Annotated in this window: 13 protein-coding genes; 10 read left to right on the forward strand and 3 right to left on the reverse strand. The window is 64.5% G+C overall.

Annotation, left to right across the window (positions count from 1 at the left end; translation table 11 throughout):
• Positions 1–80 precede the first annotated feature (80 nt).
• Both LCL94_RS09830 and LCL94_RS09835 read left to right on the forward strand, forming a co-directional pair.
• A complete protein-coding gene (locus LCL94_RS09830; protein WP_224832046.1) occupies positions 81–830 on the forward strand; it encodes a TorF family putative porin in 750 nt (249 codons plus the stop codon).
• An 83-nt stretch (positions 831–913) separates the two neighbouring features.
• Positions 914–1,351: a VOC family protein gene (locus LCL94_RS09835; RefSeq protein WP_224832047.1), complete on the forward strand. Its 438-nt coding sequence runs from the start codon at positions 914–916 to the stop codon at positions 1,349–1,351.
• A 10-nt stretch (positions 1,352–1,361) separates the two neighbouring features.
• Here LCL94_RS09835 and nhaA read toward each other — a convergent pair whose 3' ends face one another.
• Positions 1,362–2,591 (reverse strand): Na+/H+ antiporter NhaA, encoded by a 1,230-nt coding sequence (gene nhaA, locus LCL94_RS09840; protein ID WP_224832048.1) that lies wholly within the window; start codon positions 2,589–2,591, stop codon positions 1,362–1,364.
• A gap of 85 nt (positions 2,592–2,676) precedes the next feature.
• Between nhaA and LCL94_RS09845 the strand changes: the two genes are divergently transcribed.
• From LCL94_RS09845 to LCL94_RS09865, 5 genes are all read left to right on the forward strand, one after another.
• Complete coding sequence (locus tag LCL94_RS09845) at positions 2,677–4,074, forward strand: glycosyl transferase family protein (RefSeq protein WP_318245578.1); 1,398 nt, start codon at positions 2,677–2,679, stop codon at positions 4,072–4,074.
• Positions 4,071–5,180: a hypothetical protein gene (locus LCL94_RS09850; RefSeq protein ID WP_224832050.1), complete on the forward strand. Its 1,110-nt coding sequence runs from the start codon at positions 4,071–4,073 to the stop codon at positions 5,178–5,180. Before LCL94_RS09845 ends, LCL94_RS09850 begins: the two co-directional genes overlap by 4 nt.
• A 46-nt stretch (positions 5,181–5,226) precedes the next feature.
• Positions 5,227–6,132: a sulfite exporter TauE/SafE family protein gene (locus LCL94_RS09855; protein ID WP_224832051.1), complete on the forward strand. Its 906-nt coding sequence runs from the start codon at positions 5,227–5,229 to the stop codon at positions 6,130–6,132.
• A gap of 38 nt (positions 6,133–6,170) precedes the next feature.
• A complete protein-coding gene (locus LCL94_RS09860) occupies positions 6,171–6,881 on the forward strand; it encodes a TIGR02186 family protein (RefSeq protein WP_224832052.1) in 711 nt (236 codons plus the stop codon).
• Between the two features lie 99 nt (positions 6,882–6,980).
• Positions 6,981–8,975, forward strand: coding sequence for an ATP-binding protein (locus tag LCL94_RS09865; protein ID WP_224832053.1), 1,995 nt, complete (start codon positions 6,981–6,983; stop codon positions 8,973–8,975).
• A 123-nt stretch (positions 8,976–9,098) separates the two neighbouring features.
• Here the strand turns inward: LCL94_RS09865 and LCL94_RS09870 are convergent, their stop codons facing one another.
• Positions 9,099–9,833 carry a 7-carboxy-7-deazaguanine synthase QueE gene (locus tag LCL94_RS09870; protein WP_224832696.1) on the reverse strand — a complete coding sequence of 245 codons (735 nt, stop codon included), beginning with the start codon at positions 9,831–9,833 and terminating at the stop codon, positions 9,099–9,101.
• Between the two features lies 1 nt (position 9,834).
• Positions 9,835–12,543: a valine--tRNA ligase gene (locus tag LCL94_RS09875; protein WP_224832054.1), complete on the reverse strand. Its 2,709-nt coding sequence runs from the start codon at positions 12,541–12,543 to the stop codon at positions 9,835–9,837.
• A gap of 116 nt (positions 12,544–12,659) precedes the next feature.
• Here LCL94_RS09875 and LCL94_RS09880 point away from each other — a divergent pair, with 116 nt between their 5' ends.
• Genes LCL94_RS09880 through LCL94_RS09890 form a run of 3 tightly spaced genes read left to right on the forward strand, consistent with a single transcriptional unit; the run spans position 12,660 to position 15,619 of the window.
• The gene (locus LCL94_RS09880) at positions 12,660–13,769 is read left to right on the forward strand and encodes an ABC transporter permease (protein WP_224832055.1); all 1,110 of its coding nucleotides are present in this window, start codon (positions 12,660–12,662) and stop codon (positions 13,767–13,769) included.
• The gene (locus LCL94_RS09885) at positions 13,769–14,668 is read left to right on the forward strand and encodes an ABC transporter ATP-binding protein (RefSeq protein ID WP_224832056.1); all 900 of its coding nucleotides are present in this window, start codon (positions 13,769–13,771) and stop codon (positions 14,666–14,668) included. The genes LCL94_RS09880 and LCL94_RS09885 overlap by 1 nt, the downstream gene beginning before the upstream one ends.
• A gap of 3 nt (positions 14,669–14,671) precedes the next feature.
• On the forward strand, positions 14,672–15,619 hold the full coding sequence (locus tag LCL94_RS09890; protein WP_224832057.1) for an MlaD family protein: 948 nt from the start codon (positions 14,672–14,674) through the stop codon (positions 15,617–15,619).
• Positions 15,620–15,631: the final 12 nt, after the last annotated feature.

The raw sequence follows: 15,631 nt of genomic DNA on the forward strand, positions 1-15,631 counted from the left end.
CCGAGGAGCCCTTTCAAGAATCGGGACCCGGCGAAAACGCAGGTGGGACGAAGCACCAATCCGAACCCAAGGAGTTCGAAATGCTCACGTCCTTTCGCGGCCGTCTGGCCGTATCCCTCGCCGCCCTTGCATGCGGCATCTCCTCCCCGGCGCTTGCGCAGGACGAAGAAGAATCCGGCCCGATCACGGTATCGGCCAATGCTGCCCTGACCACCGACTACCGTTTCCGCGGCGTCTCGCTTTCGGGCGGTGACCCGGCCATCCAGGGCGGCGTCGACGTTGCGCACGAAAGCGGCTTCTACGTCGGCGTTTGGGCATCCTCCATCGATGGCGGCGACGCCTATGGCGAGATGGAATTCGACATTTACGGCGGCTGGTCGGGTCAGCTGACCGATGCAGTGAGCCTCGATGTCGGCCTGCTGTATTACGCCTACCCGACCGAGGAACTGGGTCTCGATACCGACTATTGGGAGCCTTACGCTTCCGTCGGCTTCAACCTCGGCCCGGCAGAAGCGACCGTTGGCGTTGCCTATGCCTTCGAACAGGATTCGCTGGGCGGGGACGACAATCTTTACGTCTACACCGATCTCAGCGCCGGCCTGCCGGGCACGCCCGTCACGGTGACCGGACACCTCGGCTATACCGATGGCGCACTGGCTCCGCCGCTGCTTGCCGGCGATGCAGACGACAGCGGCATGGACTGGTCGATCGGCGCGAGCGTGACGGCCGGCATTCTCGAAGTGGGCGTGTCCTACGTCGGTGTCGAAGGCCCGTCGATCGATGGTTTCACCGACGATGCGCTGGTCGCGACGATTACTGCAAGCTTCTGATTTCGCACGAGGTCAACCGGAGGGGGCTCGTCCTTGTGACGGGCCCCCTTTCGCATGGCGGCCATGATGCCTAGTTGCAGCACATGACCAAATATCTCCACACCATGATCCGTGTCACCGACCCAGAGGCGACGGTGGCGTTCTTCGAACTGATCGGCCTGAAGGAAGTCCGCCGCGCAGAAAGCGAGCAGGGCCGCTTCACGCTCATCTTTCTGGCAGCACCCGGGCAGGAAGGCGTGTCCGAGGTGGAGCTTACCTACAACTGGCCGCCGGAAGACGGGAGCGAGGGCGAGGCCTATTCGGGCGGACGCAATTTCGGCCATCTCGCCTACCGCGTCGACAATATCTACGACACCTGCCAGCGGCTGATGGACGCCGGACACACGATCAACCGTCCGCCGCGCGACGGGCACATGGCTTTCGTGCGGACGCCCGACGGGATTTCCATCGAGCTGTTGCAGGAAGGCTACCTGGACCCGCAGGAACCCTGGGCCAGCATGCCGAATACCGGAAGCTGGTAAGTAGCCCGACCTAGCGTTCGTCTTCCTCGAGATAGGGCGAACGCTGGTCGTCCGGATGGTCGGTGGTCATGCGCAGGATCGTGTAGCCGACCACTGCCGAGATGAGCGAGCCCATCAGGATGCCGATCTTGGCTTCCTCGATCAGCAGGCTGTTGCCGGCGAACGCCAGGCTGGAAATGAACAGCGACATGGTGAAGCCGATCCCGCACAGGATCGAAACGCCCCAGATTTCCGCCCAGTTCGCCCCTTCGGGACGCGGTGCGAAACCGACCTTGTCGGCGATCCAGATGGCCGAGAAGATACCGACCTGCTTGCCCACGAACAGGCCAGCGGCAATTGCGAGCGGCAGCGGGGCAAGGATGCCCGCAAGGCCCAGTGCGCCCAGCTCGACGCCGGCATTCGCGAAACCGAACACGGGCACGATGAGATAGGCGCTCCACGGTGCAAGGTTGTGCTCGAGATGTTCGAGCATCGTGTCGTCGTCCTTGCCGACCATGGGAATGGTCAGCGCGGCCACGACGCCGGCGATGGTGGCATGGACGCCGGAATTCAGGACCAGGAACCACAGCAGCAGGGCCATCAGGATGAAGGGCGTATAGGCGCTCACGCGCGCGCGGTTCATCGCCATCATGATGCCGGTCACCACGACTGCGGCAACCAGCCACGCGAACTTGAGGTTCGCCGTGTAGAACAGGGCGATAACCAGCACTGCCCCGATATCGTCGACGATGGCGACGGTAAGCAGGAACAGGCGCAGCGAAGCGGGAACGCGGTTACCCAGCAGGCCAAGCACGCCCATGGCAAAGGCGATGTCGGTGGCAGCCGGGATGGCCCAGCCGCGCGTCAGGTCCTGCGCGCCCTCGGCATTCACGAAGAACAGGTACACCAGCGCAGGCAGGATCATGCCTGCCGCAGCCGCAAGGACCGGCATCTTGCGCTGGTCGTTGTCCGACAGCTGGCCCTCGATCCACTCGCGTTTCACCTCGAGGCCCACGACGAAGAAGAAAATCGCCATCAGGCCGTCATTGATCCACAGGTGCAGCGTATTGAGCTTGAACGCCTCGGCAGAGAACAGCTCGCCATGGAAGAGGTGGTGATATTCGTTCGCCAGCGGCGAATTGGCCGCGATCATTGCAGCGAGTGCAACCAGGATCAGCAGGATGCCCGCAGACGCGTCGCTGACGAAGAGCGCGCGAACCGGGGCGAACACGAGACGGATGGGATTTGGCCTGTCAGTCATATCGGGGTGCTCTCTTTCGCAAAGCATCGCTCGTTGCAAGGGTCGATTCCCTGCGTTAGGTAACTCACTGGGGGGAAACGGTTTGTTGGTCGCACAATTTACCGCCGGCGAATGGCTGGCGCTCATTCACCATGAACTGCTGCTCATGGCGGCAGTGTTTTTCGGCATCGGCTTGCTGGACGAGCTAGCAATGGACGCTGCCTATGTCTGGCTGCGCCTGACCGGCCGTGCGAAGACTGGCAGGTTACCGGAAACAGACTTCCGGGACGAAGAGCTGACGGGCATGGCGGCCGTCTTCATTCCCGCCTGGCGGGAAGACGCGGTTATCGGTCCGACCCTGACCCATGCGCTTGCTTCCTGGCCGCAGGCGGACCTGCGGATATATGTCGGCTGCTATCGCAACGATCCTGAAACGCAGGCCTCGATCGCCGTTGCCGGGCGCACGGATCGGCGGATTCGGATGGTCATCGTCGGGGAGGATGGACCGACCAGCAAGGCGCATTGCCTGAACCGGCTTTATCTTGCCCTGCGCGACGACGAGGCGCGGATGCGCTGCAAGGCGCACATGGTGGTGCTGCACGACGCAGAAGACATGGTCGATCCCGCAGCGCTCGTACTGCTGGACCGGGCAGTGTGGCGCAGTGATTTCGTGCAATTGCCGGTCATGGCCCTGCCGCCTTCTGATTCCCGCTGGATCGCAAGTCACTATTCCGACGAATTCGCAGAATCCCATGCCAAGGCGATGGTCGTGCGCGATGCCCTCGGCTGCGCCATTCCGGGTGCCGGGGTCGGCTCTGCCATTGCCCGTCCGATGCTCGACCGGCTGGCCCGGGCCCACCAGGGCGAACCCTTTGCCCGCCATTCGCTGACCGAGGATTACGAACTTGGCCAGAGGGTGGTCGCGCTGGGCGGGGCGGGGCGATTCCTGCGGGTTCGTACGCAGCAGGGCAGGCTGGTCGCGACCCGCGCCTATTTCCCGTCTTCGCTGGGGACTTCGGTACGCCAGAAGACCCGCTGGGTGCATGGCATCGCGCTGCAGGGCTGGGACCGGCTCGGGTGGGGCGGGTCATTGCTCAACCGCTGGATGACCTTGCGCGACCGGCGCGGCCCGCTGGCGGCGCTGGTGCTGGCCTGTGCCTATTTCCTCGTTGCCGCGTCCTTCGTTTCGGGGCTGGCAGTAGAATTCGGCCTTGTCTCTCCTCTGGAGCCGTCGCCGTTGCTTCGCGCATTGCTCCTCTTCACGCTTGCAGGACTATTCTGGCGATGCGCGGCAAGAGCGGTCTTCACGGCACGCGAATACGGGGCCGCCGAAGGTCTGCGCGCCGTTCCGCGCGTGTTCGTTTCGAACATTATCGCGATCATGAGCGGGTGGAGGGCGCTCGCCGCCTATTTCGGAACGTTGCGCGGCGCGCCGGTCGTCTGGGACAAGACCGAGCATAGCGACCATCCGGCCATGGCTCTGCACCGGGAAATGCCCGCATGATTTCCACCGGGATCGAGCGACGCGGCCGTCCGCTGGTCTTCCTGCTGGTCGTGCTCGGCGGCTGGACCATGCTGCGCATAGCGACATGGGAGAACCCCTTTCCCCACCAGCTTGTGCCGCAATGGGTCGCAACCGCCGTGGAGCGGTTCGTCGAACAAGAAGCTCCGGCGAGAACGACGAGCGAGCTTGCAGCCCGCGCCGTACAGGCAAGGCATACCGCGACGAAGTTCGCCAGGCGCGACCGGCATGGATCTGACCTCGATCCCGCCGGCGACATCGCTACGCATCCAGCGCCCTTCGTAGAAGGACGGACCCTTGCACGGCACAATCTCCTGCTGATGGCAGCGATGGCGCGCCTTCCGATGCCCTCCAGCATCGCAGACGTGCTCGGTAGGGACGATATGGCCGGAACAGTGCCTCCCGTTTCTGCCGGCTCCGAAGAAGTTACGCAGCGCCGCTGGCGGTTCGACGGCTGGCTGATGCTGCGCGGCGGGAGCGCGGGCGAGGTTGGCACTGGTCCGGCACCCCCGGCCTATGGAGACAGTCAGGCAGGTGCATTGCTTGCCTATTCGCTTGCGCCGGGATCACGGCGCGATCCGGCAGTCTACTTGCGAGCAAGTGCTGCCCTGCGCGAACCCGGCCAGCGCGAAGCAGCTCTGGGACTGCGCGTGCAACCACTGGGTGACAAGCGGCTTGCGATCCACGCGGAAGTTCGCGCCGCGCACGCCGGCTCCGGGACACAGGTACGCCCTGCAGCTTTCGCCACCTACGGCTATGAAAATCGCGACCTGCCGCACGGGCTCGGTGCGCGCGCCTATGCGCAAGCCGGTTACGTGGGTGGCGATTTCGCGACCGGCTTTGCCGATGGCCAGCTGGTCGTGGATCGCGAAGTCGCGAAGTTCGACCTTGCGCGCCTGCGTGTCGGACCGGGGGCATGGGGCGGGATCCAGAAAGGCGCCGGGCGAATCGATGTCGGGCCTTCGGCCAGCCTGGAGATGGCAGTCGGCGATGTCCCGGCGCGCATCGGACTCGACTATCGCATCCGGATTGCCGGCGATGCGGAGCCGGGCGACGGCCCTGCGCTGACCCTTTCGACGGGCTTTTGACACGGTTCAGCTTTTATCGACGGTGCGCCTGCGATAGGGCACCGCCATGGATGTCTACCTGCCAATCGCGAACCTGTCGGTCGATGGCCTTGTCATCGTCGCGCTGGGTGCGCTGACGGGCGTCCTTTCGGGCCTGTTCGGCGTCGGCGGCGGCTTCCTTACGACTCCGCTCCTCATCTTCTACGGCATTCCGCCCACGGTCGCGGCAGCTTCCGCCTCGACACAGGTTACCGGTGCCAGCGTTTCGGGCGTGCTCGCCCATTCGAAGCGCCGCGGCGTGGATTACCGCATGGGCGCGGTCCTGATCGGGGGCGGCGTGATCGGTTCGGGTTTCGGAGCCCTTTTGTTCAATTTCTTCCGCGCGATCGGCCAGATCGACGTGGTCATCAATGCGCTCTACGTCGTGCTGCTCGGCTCGATCGGTATCCTGATGGCCAAGGAAGCCCTGCAGGCGCTGCGCGGCTCCGCCGGCAAGCAGGCCCCGCGCCGGCGCCACCACCCGCTGGTGGCCAGCCTGCCGTTCCGGTGGCGGTTCTATGCCTCGGGCCTCTATATCTCGCCGCTGGCTCCGCTCTTGGTTGGGGTGGTCGTCGGCATGCTGACCATGCTCATGGGCGTGGGCGGCGGCTTCATCCTTGTACCCGCCATGCTCTACATCCTTGGCATGAGCGCGAACGTCGTGGTGGGCACGAGCCTGTTCAACATTCTCTTTGTCACCATCGCGACGACCATCATGCATTCGGTGACCACCCGCGCTGTCGATATCGTGCTGGTCGCGCTGCTGCTGCTCGGTTCGGTGTCGGGCGCGCAGTTCGGATCGCAATTCGCGGTCAAGGCCAAGCCGGAAGTCCTGCGCCTCGTGCTTGCCGGCATCGTGCTGCTCGTGGCCTTCAACATGTTCCTGCGCCTCTTCTACCGGCCCGACGAAATCTTCACGGTGTCGCCGCTGTGATCCGCGCGGTCCTTCTTACGCTTGCGGCCATTGTGCTGATGGGACAGCGCGATCCGGTGCTGGTGCCCGAAGTGTCGCAGCACGAGGTGCAGGTGCGGCAAGGCTTTGTCGGACAGGAACTTCTGCTGTTCGGTGCCATCCTCGACCCCTCGGGCGGTCCGGGCGAGGAATACGACATCGTCGTTGTCCTGAAAGGCCCGAGCGAGCCGATCCGCCTGCGCGAAAAGGAACGTTTCGCAGGTGTCTGGATCAACGCGGAAAGCAGCGACTTTCGGTCCGTGCCGAGCTATTTCGCCGTCGCTTCCTCGCGCCCCATCAACGAAATCGTCGACGACAAGACGGCCGCCATCTACGAATTCGGGACCGACTATATCCAGCTGTCGCCGAGCGGGTCGATCGAACCGGCGGTGGAGCGGCGTTTTGCAGCCGGCCTCGTCGATCTCAAGCGTCGGCAAGGGCTCTACCGGGAAGATTTCGGCGGCGTGCAGATAAACGAAGGCGTGCTCTACCAGGCGCGCATCGAGCTTCCCTCGAACGTGACCACGGGCACCTATTCGGCCGAAACCTTTGCCGTGACGCGCGGCCGCGTCATCGCCTCCGCCGTTTCGGAAGTGGAGGTGCGCAAGGTGGGTTTCGAACGCGTGGTCGAGAACGGCGCGAACAATTGGGGCCTTGCCTACGGCCTGCTTGCCGTGATGCTCTCCGTCGGCATGGGCTGGGGGGCAGGGCGTCTCTTCGCCAAGCTCTGACAAGCGCCAAAATGCGTCATCGTTGACGCGATTTTAACCCTTCTGCGCCATCCCCGTCATGCAATTCTGCGTGATGTGCATTGGGGGCTTGCGCCAGTTATGAACGACATGGGTAGCGGAAACTTTCGGACCTTCGATCCGGCCAAGGAAGAAGGCGCGGAGCCGCCGCAGCCGCGTGGCAATTCGCTGCGCGACCGTATCCGGCGCTCCGAACAGGCCCAGGCTCCGGCCGCCGCCGTGTCGCGTTCGGGCTATGTCCACCAGCTGCAGCAGGTCTCCGAACCTGCGCCCGCGCCCGCGCCCGCGCCGCAATATGAAGCGCCTGTGGCTGAACAGGCCGCACCGGTAGTACCGCCGCAGGATTATGTCCCGCAGCAGCCGCAGGCGGAAGCGCCTGCCGCGCCGGTCGAAGCCGAAGCGCCTGCACCCGTAAAATCCGAGCCGCCGACCCCCGCTGCTGAACCGGAGTCAGCCGCGGTTGCCGAAAGCGCTTCCGACAACGGCCTCCAACCCATCGGCGTCGTGCTCGAAATCTCCGGTTCCGGCTCGATGATCGCCATCGACGTCCAGCGTCTGACCGAATGCGCGGATGATGCCGACCCCTCCATCGCGATGGCCGGCCAGGTCGGTTCGCAGATCAAGATCCGCGTCGGCAACAGCTGGCTGCTTGCCAGCGTGCGCAACCAGAAGCAGGACCGCCGGGCAGGCAGCATCCTCGCCAATATCGACTTCCTCGGCGAAGGCGTGGAGGAAAAACTCACCGGCAGGCTGCACGGCTTCCGCCGCGGTGTGACGCGCTATCCGGTCCCGGGTGCGATGGTCTATCCGGCCAGCACCGCCGACCTGAAGCAGGTCTACGCCAGCGACGGCCGCAGCGCCGTGACCATCGGCCGCGTCTATCCGACCAAGGACATCCGCGCAGGCCTCTATGTCGACGCAATGCTCGGCAAGCACTTCGCGCTGCTCGGTTCGACCGGTACCGGTAAATCGACCAGCGCCGCGCTGATCCTGCACCGGATCTGCGAGGCGGCGCCCGAAGGTCACATCGTCATGATCGACCCGCACGGCGAATATTCGGCGGCTTTCCGCACGACCGGGGTGATCCTCGACGTGTCGAACCTGCAAATGCCGTACTGGATCATGAACTTCGAGGAACACTGCGAAGTCCTCCTCACCAGCAATGGCAACGACCGCCAGATCGATGCGGACATCCTGGCCAAGTGCCTGCTGCTGGCCCGCCAAAAGAGCCGTCTTGCTGAAAGCATGGGCAAGATCACGGTGGATTCGCCGATCCCCTACCTGCTGTCCGACCTGTCGAACGCCATCCAAGACGCGATGGGCAAGCTCGACAAGGCGACCAATTCGGCGCCCTACATGCGCATCAAGAACAAGCTGGACGAGCTTAAGGCCGACCCGCGCTACCAGTTCATGTTCTCGGGCATGCTGGTGGCCGACACCATGGCCGAATTCGTCTCGAAGATTTTCCGCATGCCCGCCAATGGCAAGCCGATCTCGATCATCGACGTCTCGGGCGTGCCTTCGGACATCACTTCGACCGTGGTCGCGGTTCTGAGCCGCCTCGTGTTCGACTTCGCCATCTGGGGCCGCGAGGAAAAGACCACGCCGATCCTGCTGGTGTGCGAAGAAGCCCACCGCTACGTGCCGAGCGAGAAGAACGCCGACGGCAACTCGGTCGGCACGATCCTTTCGCGTATCGCCAAGGAAGGCCGTAAGTACGGTATCTCGCTGGGCCTGATCACGCAGCGTCCTTCCGACCTTGCAGAAGGCGTGCTGTCGCAGTGCGGTACGATCATCTCGATGCGCCTCAACAACGACCGCGACCAGGACTTCGTCCGCGCGGCCATGCCCGAAGGCGCGCGCGGTTTCCTGGATGCCATCCCGGCACTGCGCAACCGCGAATGCATCATCTGCGGCGAAGGTGTCGCCATCCCGATCCGCGTGAGCTTCGACAACCTCGAGGAAATCAAGCGCCCGGCATCGGAAGACCCGAGCTTCGTGGAACTGTGGAGCCAGAGCGGCGGCGAAGAGGACATCGTCCAGCGCACCGTCCAGCGCTGGCGTTCGCAGGGCTAGGTTTCTTGCTTTTCGCACCCGCCTCCGCGGGTGCGTCCTCGCTAGACGTGCAGCAAGCTGCACCCGCTGCGGGCGGGCGGTCGCCCTTGCCGTCCGCTGGTCGCGGACGGGATTGCGCCGTTGTTACGTTCCGCGGGTATCGCCGAAAAGATGGATATGCAGGCGGTCGCTCATGCGAAAGCCGTGTTCCAGGCACAGGTCCGCGAGCCACTTCTCGCGCGTCCGCAGCGTTTCGCTGTCGGTGCCTTCCGGCATCAGGAAAACGTGGCCGGGACGGAAGCGATAGCGGTCGCGCAGGGCGATGACTTCGTCCACGTCCGAAGGCTCGGCGATCACGAACTTGAAGAAGGCGCGGGGATCGGTGGCGTAGGCGTCGAGCCGTTCCGGGATCAGCGCCAGGTCTGCCGGATTGCCGCTATGCGCCAGCTTCGGGCTGACGTTGAACTGGTCGACCCGGATGTCGAGCGCGGTCGTGGCCTTGGTGGTGCCGTTGGTTTCCACCTCGACCGACATATCGGGCAGCAGGTCGAGCAGCTTCGCGAGCGCGGGGGCCTGCAGCAGCGGCTCACCGCCGGTAATCACGAGACGGTTCTGGCCGAGCGAGAGGATGCGCTCCGCCACTTCCGCCTCCTCCAGCGTCACCTGGTTGGCCTTGCGGTCGAAGAACTCGCCCGAGCGATGCGGCCGGTTGTCGCCCTCGAAATGCCAGGTGTAGGCGGTGTCGCACCACACGCAGGCGAGGTTGCAGCGCGACAGCCGCATGAAGGCGACGGGCATACCCATGCTCGGCCCTTCGCCCTGGACCGAAGCGAAGATCTCCGGCCCGCCCGTGTCGTCGGTGGCGAGGACGAGGCTCACGTCACCCCAGCCGCGCCAGCGCTGCTTCGAGCCGTTCGATCTCGGCCGTGTGGTGCGCATGATCGGCGCGGGCCTTCTCGACCGCTTCGGGCTTGGCACGCTCGACGAAGTTCGGGTTGCCGAGACGCCCTTCGAGCGATTTGGCTTCCTTGGCAGAGGCTTCGAGTGCCTTCGACAGGCGGGCCTTCTCGGCCTCGATGTCGATAACGCCTTCCAGCGGCACGATGAAAGCGTCCTCGCCCGCCGCGACCTGCATCGCCGCGCCGGCAGGGGCATCGGCGAAATGGACGGGCGTCAGGCGCGCGAGGCGTTCGATCGCGGCGGCGTTCTCTTCCACCACCTTGCGGCCGAGCGCCGACGGGGCGGGGCAATAGGCTGCCAGCTTCGCGCCCGGCGCAATCCCGAGTTCGTTCTTCGCCGTGCGCACCGCGCTGGTGAGCGCGATCAGCCAGTCGATTTCGGCCTTGGCTGCGGCATCCACGTTCGCCTGCGGCTCGGGCCACTTGGCAGTGATCAGCGGGTAGTTCGCCCGGTCGCCCTGCTTGGACCAAAGCTCTTCGGTGATGAACGGCATGAAGGGGTGCAGCATGACGAAGATCTGGTCGAGCGCCCAGCCGGCGACCGCCCTGGTTTCCTCGTCGATATTGCCCTTGATGAGTTCGAGGTACCAGTCGCAGAACCGGTCCCACACGAAGTGGTAGATCGTGTTTGCCGCGGCATCGAAGCGCAGGTCCGCCAGCGCCTTGTCGAGCGCGTCCTTGGTCTCGACGACCTCGCCGATGATCCACTTGTTGACCGCCAGCGTCGCAGCGGGTGCAGCGATGCTCGTGCTCGCCCCGATGCCGTTCGACTGGCAGAAGCGGGTCGCGTTCCACAGCTTGGTCGCGAAGTTGCGATACCCTTCGACGCGCTTCTCATCCATTTTGATGTCGCGGCCCTGGCTTTCCATCGCCGCCATGAAGAAGCGCAGCGCGTCGGCGCCGTACTGGTCGATAAGGCCCAGCGGATCGACGACATTGCCCTTGGACTTGGACATTTTCGCCCCGTCGGCCGCGCGCACGAGGCCGTGGAGGTAGAGCCGCTTCCACGGCACTTCGCCCATGAACTTCATGCCCTGCATCGCCATGCGCGCATCCCAGAAGAACAGGATGTCGAAGCCGGAAATGAGCAGGTCGTTGGGATAATGCTTTGCAAGCAGGTCGGTGTTCTCCGGCCAGCCGAGCGTGGCGAAGGGCCACAGCGCGGAAGAGAACCACGTGTCGAGCACGTCCTCGTCGCGGGTCAGTTCGACGCCGGCACCTGCCTGCGCCTGAGCCTCATCCTCGGTCATCGCGACATAGGCGTTGCCCTCGGCATCGTACCAGGCCGGGATCCGGTGGCCCCACCACAGCTGGCGGCTGACGCACCAGGGCTGGATGTTCTCCATCCAGTTGAAGAAGGTCTTTTCCCAGCTTTTCGGGACGATCTCGATCGCGCCCGAACGCACCGCCTCGATGGGGGCCTGCGCGAGCTTTTCGGCGTCGACGTACCACTGGTCGGTCAGCCAGGGTTCGATGACCACGCCGCCGCGGTCGCCGAAGGGCGTGGCGATGGTGCGCGGTTCGGCATCGTTTTCGGTCTCGTTGCCTTCCTTGTCCTTTGTGACGTGCGGGATCAGGAATCCGAGTTCCTTCATCCGCGCGACGACCAGTTCGCGCGCGCCATCGACACCGTCGCGGCGGAAGCGGTGCAGGCCGATGAACTCGTCGGGGACCAGCCCGTCGGCCGTCTGGCAGACGTTCGCCTCGGCATCGAGCATGTTGAGCATTTCTCCCGCAGCGAAGCCAGCGCGCTTGCCCACTTCGAAGTCGTTGAAGTCGTGCCCCGGCGTGATCTTCACGCAGCCCGAGCCAAGTTCGGGATCGGCATGTTCGTCCGCCACGACCTTGAAGCGCCGCCCGGTGATCGGCTGGAGAATGTCCTTGCCCACCACTGACTTGTAGCGCTCGTCATCGGGATGCACGGCGACAGCCATGTCGGCCAGCATCGTTTCGGGCCGGGTCGTCGCCACGACGAGGTAATCCTTGCCTTCCGACGTCGTGACGCCGTCAGCCAGCGGATAGCGGAAGTGCCAGAAACTGCCCTTCACGTCCGTGGTCTCGACCTCGAGGTCGGAGATCGCGGTCTTGAGCTTCGGGTCCCAGTTCACCAGCCGCTTGTCGCGGTAGATCAGTCCGTCCCGATAAAGGTCGACGAAGACCTTGAGCACGGCCTCGGTGAAATGCGGGTCCATGGTGAACTGTTCGCGGCTCCAGTCCATCGAACAGCCGAGGCGGCGCAGCTGGCGCGTGATCGTGCCGCCGCTTTCCTCTTTCCATTCCCAGACCTTTTCGACGAAATCTTCGCGCGAATAATTGGTGCGCTTGTCCTGTTTCGCCTCCATCTGGCGCTCGACCACCATCTGCGTGGCGATACCCGCATGGTCGGTGCCGACCACCCACAGCGCATCCTTGCCGCGCAAGCGTTCGTAGCGGATCACCACGTCCTGCAGCGTGTTGTCGAGCGCGTGCCCGATGTGGAGCGAGCCGGTGACGTTCGGCGGCGGGTTCACGATGGTGAAGGGCTGCGCGTCCTTGCGCTCGGGCCGGAACAGGCCGTTGTCCTCCCAATGCGCGTACCAGCGCTGCTCGATTTCGGCCGGGTCGAAAGTCTTGGATAGCTCGGTGCTCATGGGACCGGCCTTTGCCAGCCGTCATGCTGCGATGCAACGCCGGAGACGGCATTGGGGCGCTGCGCATTGCTAACGTGCTTGTTTGACGCGGCAATTCCGCCCATACGCAGGGGTCAATGACAGGGCTTGCCGAATATGAGGTCGTCGAAGGGGAGGGCGGCAGCACGCTGGTGCTGACCGGGCCCTATCTCGTGTCGACCATCGGCGCGGTCGACGACGACCTGCGCGGCATCGACGGCGCGATCGCGCGGGTCGACATCTCGGGGGTGACCGAGATCGATACCACCGGTGCTTGGCTCGCCTGCACCATCTCCACCGAACACGAAGCGGAAATCCACGGGGCGGACGAACGCGCCCAGCGTCTGCTCGAAGCCATTTCCGGCCTCGGCGGCGAGGAAAAGCTGGCCGCTCCCCGCTTGCCGTTCTGGAGCCGCGTGCCCGAGGCGATGGGCGAGAAGATGTTCAACGCCCGCACCGGCATCATCGGCGTCGTCAGCTTCCTTGGCGCGCTGCTGATTTCCTGCGGCTCGCTGCTGCGCAGCCCTTCGCGCTTCCGCATGGTCGCGCTGGTCCGTCAGGTCGAATACGTCGGCGTTTCTGCGCTGCCCATCATTGGATTGATGAGCTTCCTGATCGGCGTCGTGATCGCCCAGCAGGGCGCAGTGCAGCTGGCACAGTTCGGGGCAGAGACGCTCACGGTGAACCTCGTCGGCCGGATCACCTTGCGCGAGCTGGGCGTGCTGATGACAGCGATCATGGTCGCCGGCCGGTCGGGCAGTGCCTTCGCTGCCGAAATCGGCACGATGAAGCTGACCGAGGAAATCGACGCCATGCGCACGATCGGCATCTCGCCGATGGAAGCGCTTGTCATCCCGCGCATCATGGCGGCGGTCGTCATGATGCCGCTGCTCGGCTTCTACGCCTCGTGCATGGCGATCCTCGGCGGTGCGGTGATCGGCGAGACGATGCTCGGCATTCCGTTCTGGACGTTCCTGTCGCGTATCCAGGAAGTCGTCCCGACCTATGACTTGTGGGTCGGCCTCATCAAGGCACCCGTCTTCGGCCTGATTGTCGGCCTTGCGGGCTGTTACAACGGGATGCAGGTGAAGGGTAATTCCGAAGAAGTCGGCAGGCGTACGACCATGTCGGTCGTGTCCGCCATCTTCGCGGTCATCGTGCTCGATGCCTTCTTCGCGGTGTTCTTCACCGAGCTGGGGTGGGGCTGATGAGCGATCCGCACAAGGCCCGCCGGCACGAGCGGTACAAGGGCGAATTCCCGATCGTGGTCGAGGGCCTCGAAAACCGGTTCGGCGAACACGTCGTCCACCAGAATCTCGACCTCAAGGTCCGGCGCGGCGAAATCATCGGCGTGGTCGGTGGCTCGGGCACCGGCAAGTCGGTGCTCATGCGCTCGATCATCGGTCTCCAGCCGCCGACCGCGGGCGACGTCCATGTCTTCGGTCGTTCGATCATCGATGCCGAACCGGACGAGGAAATCGGCGTGCGCGACCGCTGGGGCGTGCTGTTCCAGGGTGGCGCGCTCTTCTCGACGCTGACCGTGGGCGAAAACGTCGAAGTCCCGCTCAAGCAGTTCTATCCCGACATTTCGGACGAGCTGAGGCACGAGATCGCCCGCTACAAGGTCATGCTTTCCGGCCTGCCGGAGAACGCCGTCAACAAGTACCCGAGCGAGCTATCGGGAGGGATGAAGAAACGCGCAGGCCTTGCCCGTGCCCTGTCGCTCGACCCCGAACTGCTGTTCCTCGACGAACCGACCGCAGGTCTCGACCCGATCGGCGCGGCGGCCTTCGACAATCTGACGCGCGAACTGAAGGAAACGCTGGGGCTGACGGTTTTCCTGATCACCCACGACCTTGATACGCTGCACGAGATTTGTGACCGGGTTGCGGTGCTGGCGGACAAGCGGGTCATCGCGGTCGATACCGTTCCGAACCTGATGGAACTCGATCATCCCTGGATCCAGGAATACTTCAACGGCCCGCGCGGACGGGCGGCGCTGACCGCGCAGGCGCTCGACGAATTGCGCCGCCACATGGACATGCCGGTCGCCGCTCACGCGGTCAAAGCGTTGGACAAAACGCCTCCGGGCAAGGATAAGGCCTAACGAATGGAAACGCGGGCAAATTATGTTTGGGTGGGGGCCGTTACGCTGGCTGTGCTGGCGGCACTCGCGCTGTTCATCGTCTGGCTGGCGCGCTGGGGCGAAGGCGCCCAGAAGGAATACGACATCTTCTTCAAGCAGTCGGTGGCGGGCCTCGCCAACGGCAGCCAGGTCAGCTTTGCCGGCGTTCCCGTAGGCCAGGTCAGCCAGATCGTGCTGTGGGACAAGGACCCCGAATTCGTGCGCGTGCGCATTTCCGTGAAGGAAGAAGTGCCGATCCTCGTCGGGACCACTGCCACCATCCAGGGCAGCTTCACCGGCGTTTCGACCATTCTGCTCGACGGTGCGCGAAGCGGCGCTCCGCCGATTTCCTGCGAGACGACCGCCTGCACCGAAGGCGTGCCGATCATCCCTCCGCAGGACGGCGGGCTAAACGCGCTGCTGTCGAACGCCCCGCTGCTGCTGGAACGGCTGGCGACGCTTACCGAACGCCTCACGCAATTGCTCGATGACGAGAACCAGGGCGAGATCGCCGGTATCCTCGCCAATACGAACGACATGACCCGCAGCCTTGCCGCAACGGCTCCGCAGATCGAGCGCACGATGGCAGAACTGCAGGTGACCTTGCGCGAGGCGAGCGAGGCGCTCGACGAATTCGAAAAGGTTACGGCATCGACCGACCGCCTGATCAACACCGAAGGTGAACAGCTGGCTGCCGAGCTGCGCAAGACGCTTGCGTCTGCCGGCGGCGCGGCAAGGGCGCTCGAACAGACGCTTGAGGAAGCGCGGCCCGCGACCAAGCAGCTCACCGAAAGCACGCTGCCTGCTGCCGAGGCGACGCTGCGCGACCTGCGCGCGACCAGCAAGGCGCTGCGCAGCGTGACCGAGAAAATAGAAGAGAAGGGCGCAGGATCGCTGCTTTCCAGTCAGCCGCTGCCCGAATACGAACCCTAAGAGGCGAACCCG

Origin of the sequence: Qipengyuania gaetbuli (genome assembly GCF_020171365.1) — a bacterium.
Taxonomy (GTDB): domain Bacteria; phylum Pseudomonadota; class Alphaproteobacteria; order Sphingomonadales; family Sphingomonadaceae; genus Qipengyuania; species Qipengyuania gaetbuli_B.

Excerpts from the sequence above, each read along its gene's own strand:
- LCL94_RS09880 (WP_224832055.1), top strand. The coding sequence starts at position 12,660 with ATGACAGGGCTTGCCGAATATGAGGTCGTCGAAGGGGAGGGCGGCAGC.
- LCL94_RS09890 (WP_224832057.1), top strand. The coding sequence starts at position 14,672 with ATGGAAACGCGGGCAAATTATGTTTGGGTGGGGGCCGTTACGCTGGCT.
- LCL94_RS09875 (WP_224832054.1), bottom strand. The coding sequence starts at position 12,543 with ATGAGCACCGAGCTATCCAAGACTTTCGACCCGGCCGAAATCGAGCAG.
- LCL94_RS09830 (WP_224832046.1), top strand. The coding sequence starts at position 81 with ATGCTCACGTCCTTTCGCGGCCGTCTGGCCGTATCCCTCGCCGCCCTT.
- LCL94_RS09865 (WP_224832053.1), top strand. The coding sequence starts at position 6,981 with ATGAACGACATGGGTAGCGGAAACTTTCGGACCTTCGATCCGGCCAAG.
- LCL94_RS09850 (WP_224832050.1), top strand. The coding sequence starts at position 4,071 with ATGATTTCCACCGGGATCGAGCGACGCGGCCGTCCGCTGGTCTTCCTG.
- LCL94_RS09855 (WP_224832051.1), top strand. The coding sequence starts at position 5,227 with ATGGATGTCTACCTGCCAATCGCGAACCTGTCGGTCGATGGCCTTGTC.
- LCL94_RS09860 (WP_224832052.1), top strand. The coding sequence starts at position 6,171 with ATGGGACAGCGCGATCCGGTGCTGGTGCCCGAAGTGTCGCAGCACGAG.
- LCL94_RS09885 (WP_224832056.1), top strand. The coding sequence starts at position 13,769 with ATGAGCGATCCGCACAAGGCCCGCCGGCACGAGCGGTACAAGGGCGAA.
- LCL94_RS09835 (WP_224832047.1), top strand. The coding sequence starts at position 914 with ATGACCAAATATCTCCACACCATGATCCGTGTCACCGACCCAGAGGCG.
- nhaA (WP_224832048.1), bottom strand. The coding sequence starts at position 2,591 with ATGACTGACAGGCCAAATCCCATCCGTCTCGTGTTCGCCCCGGTTCGC.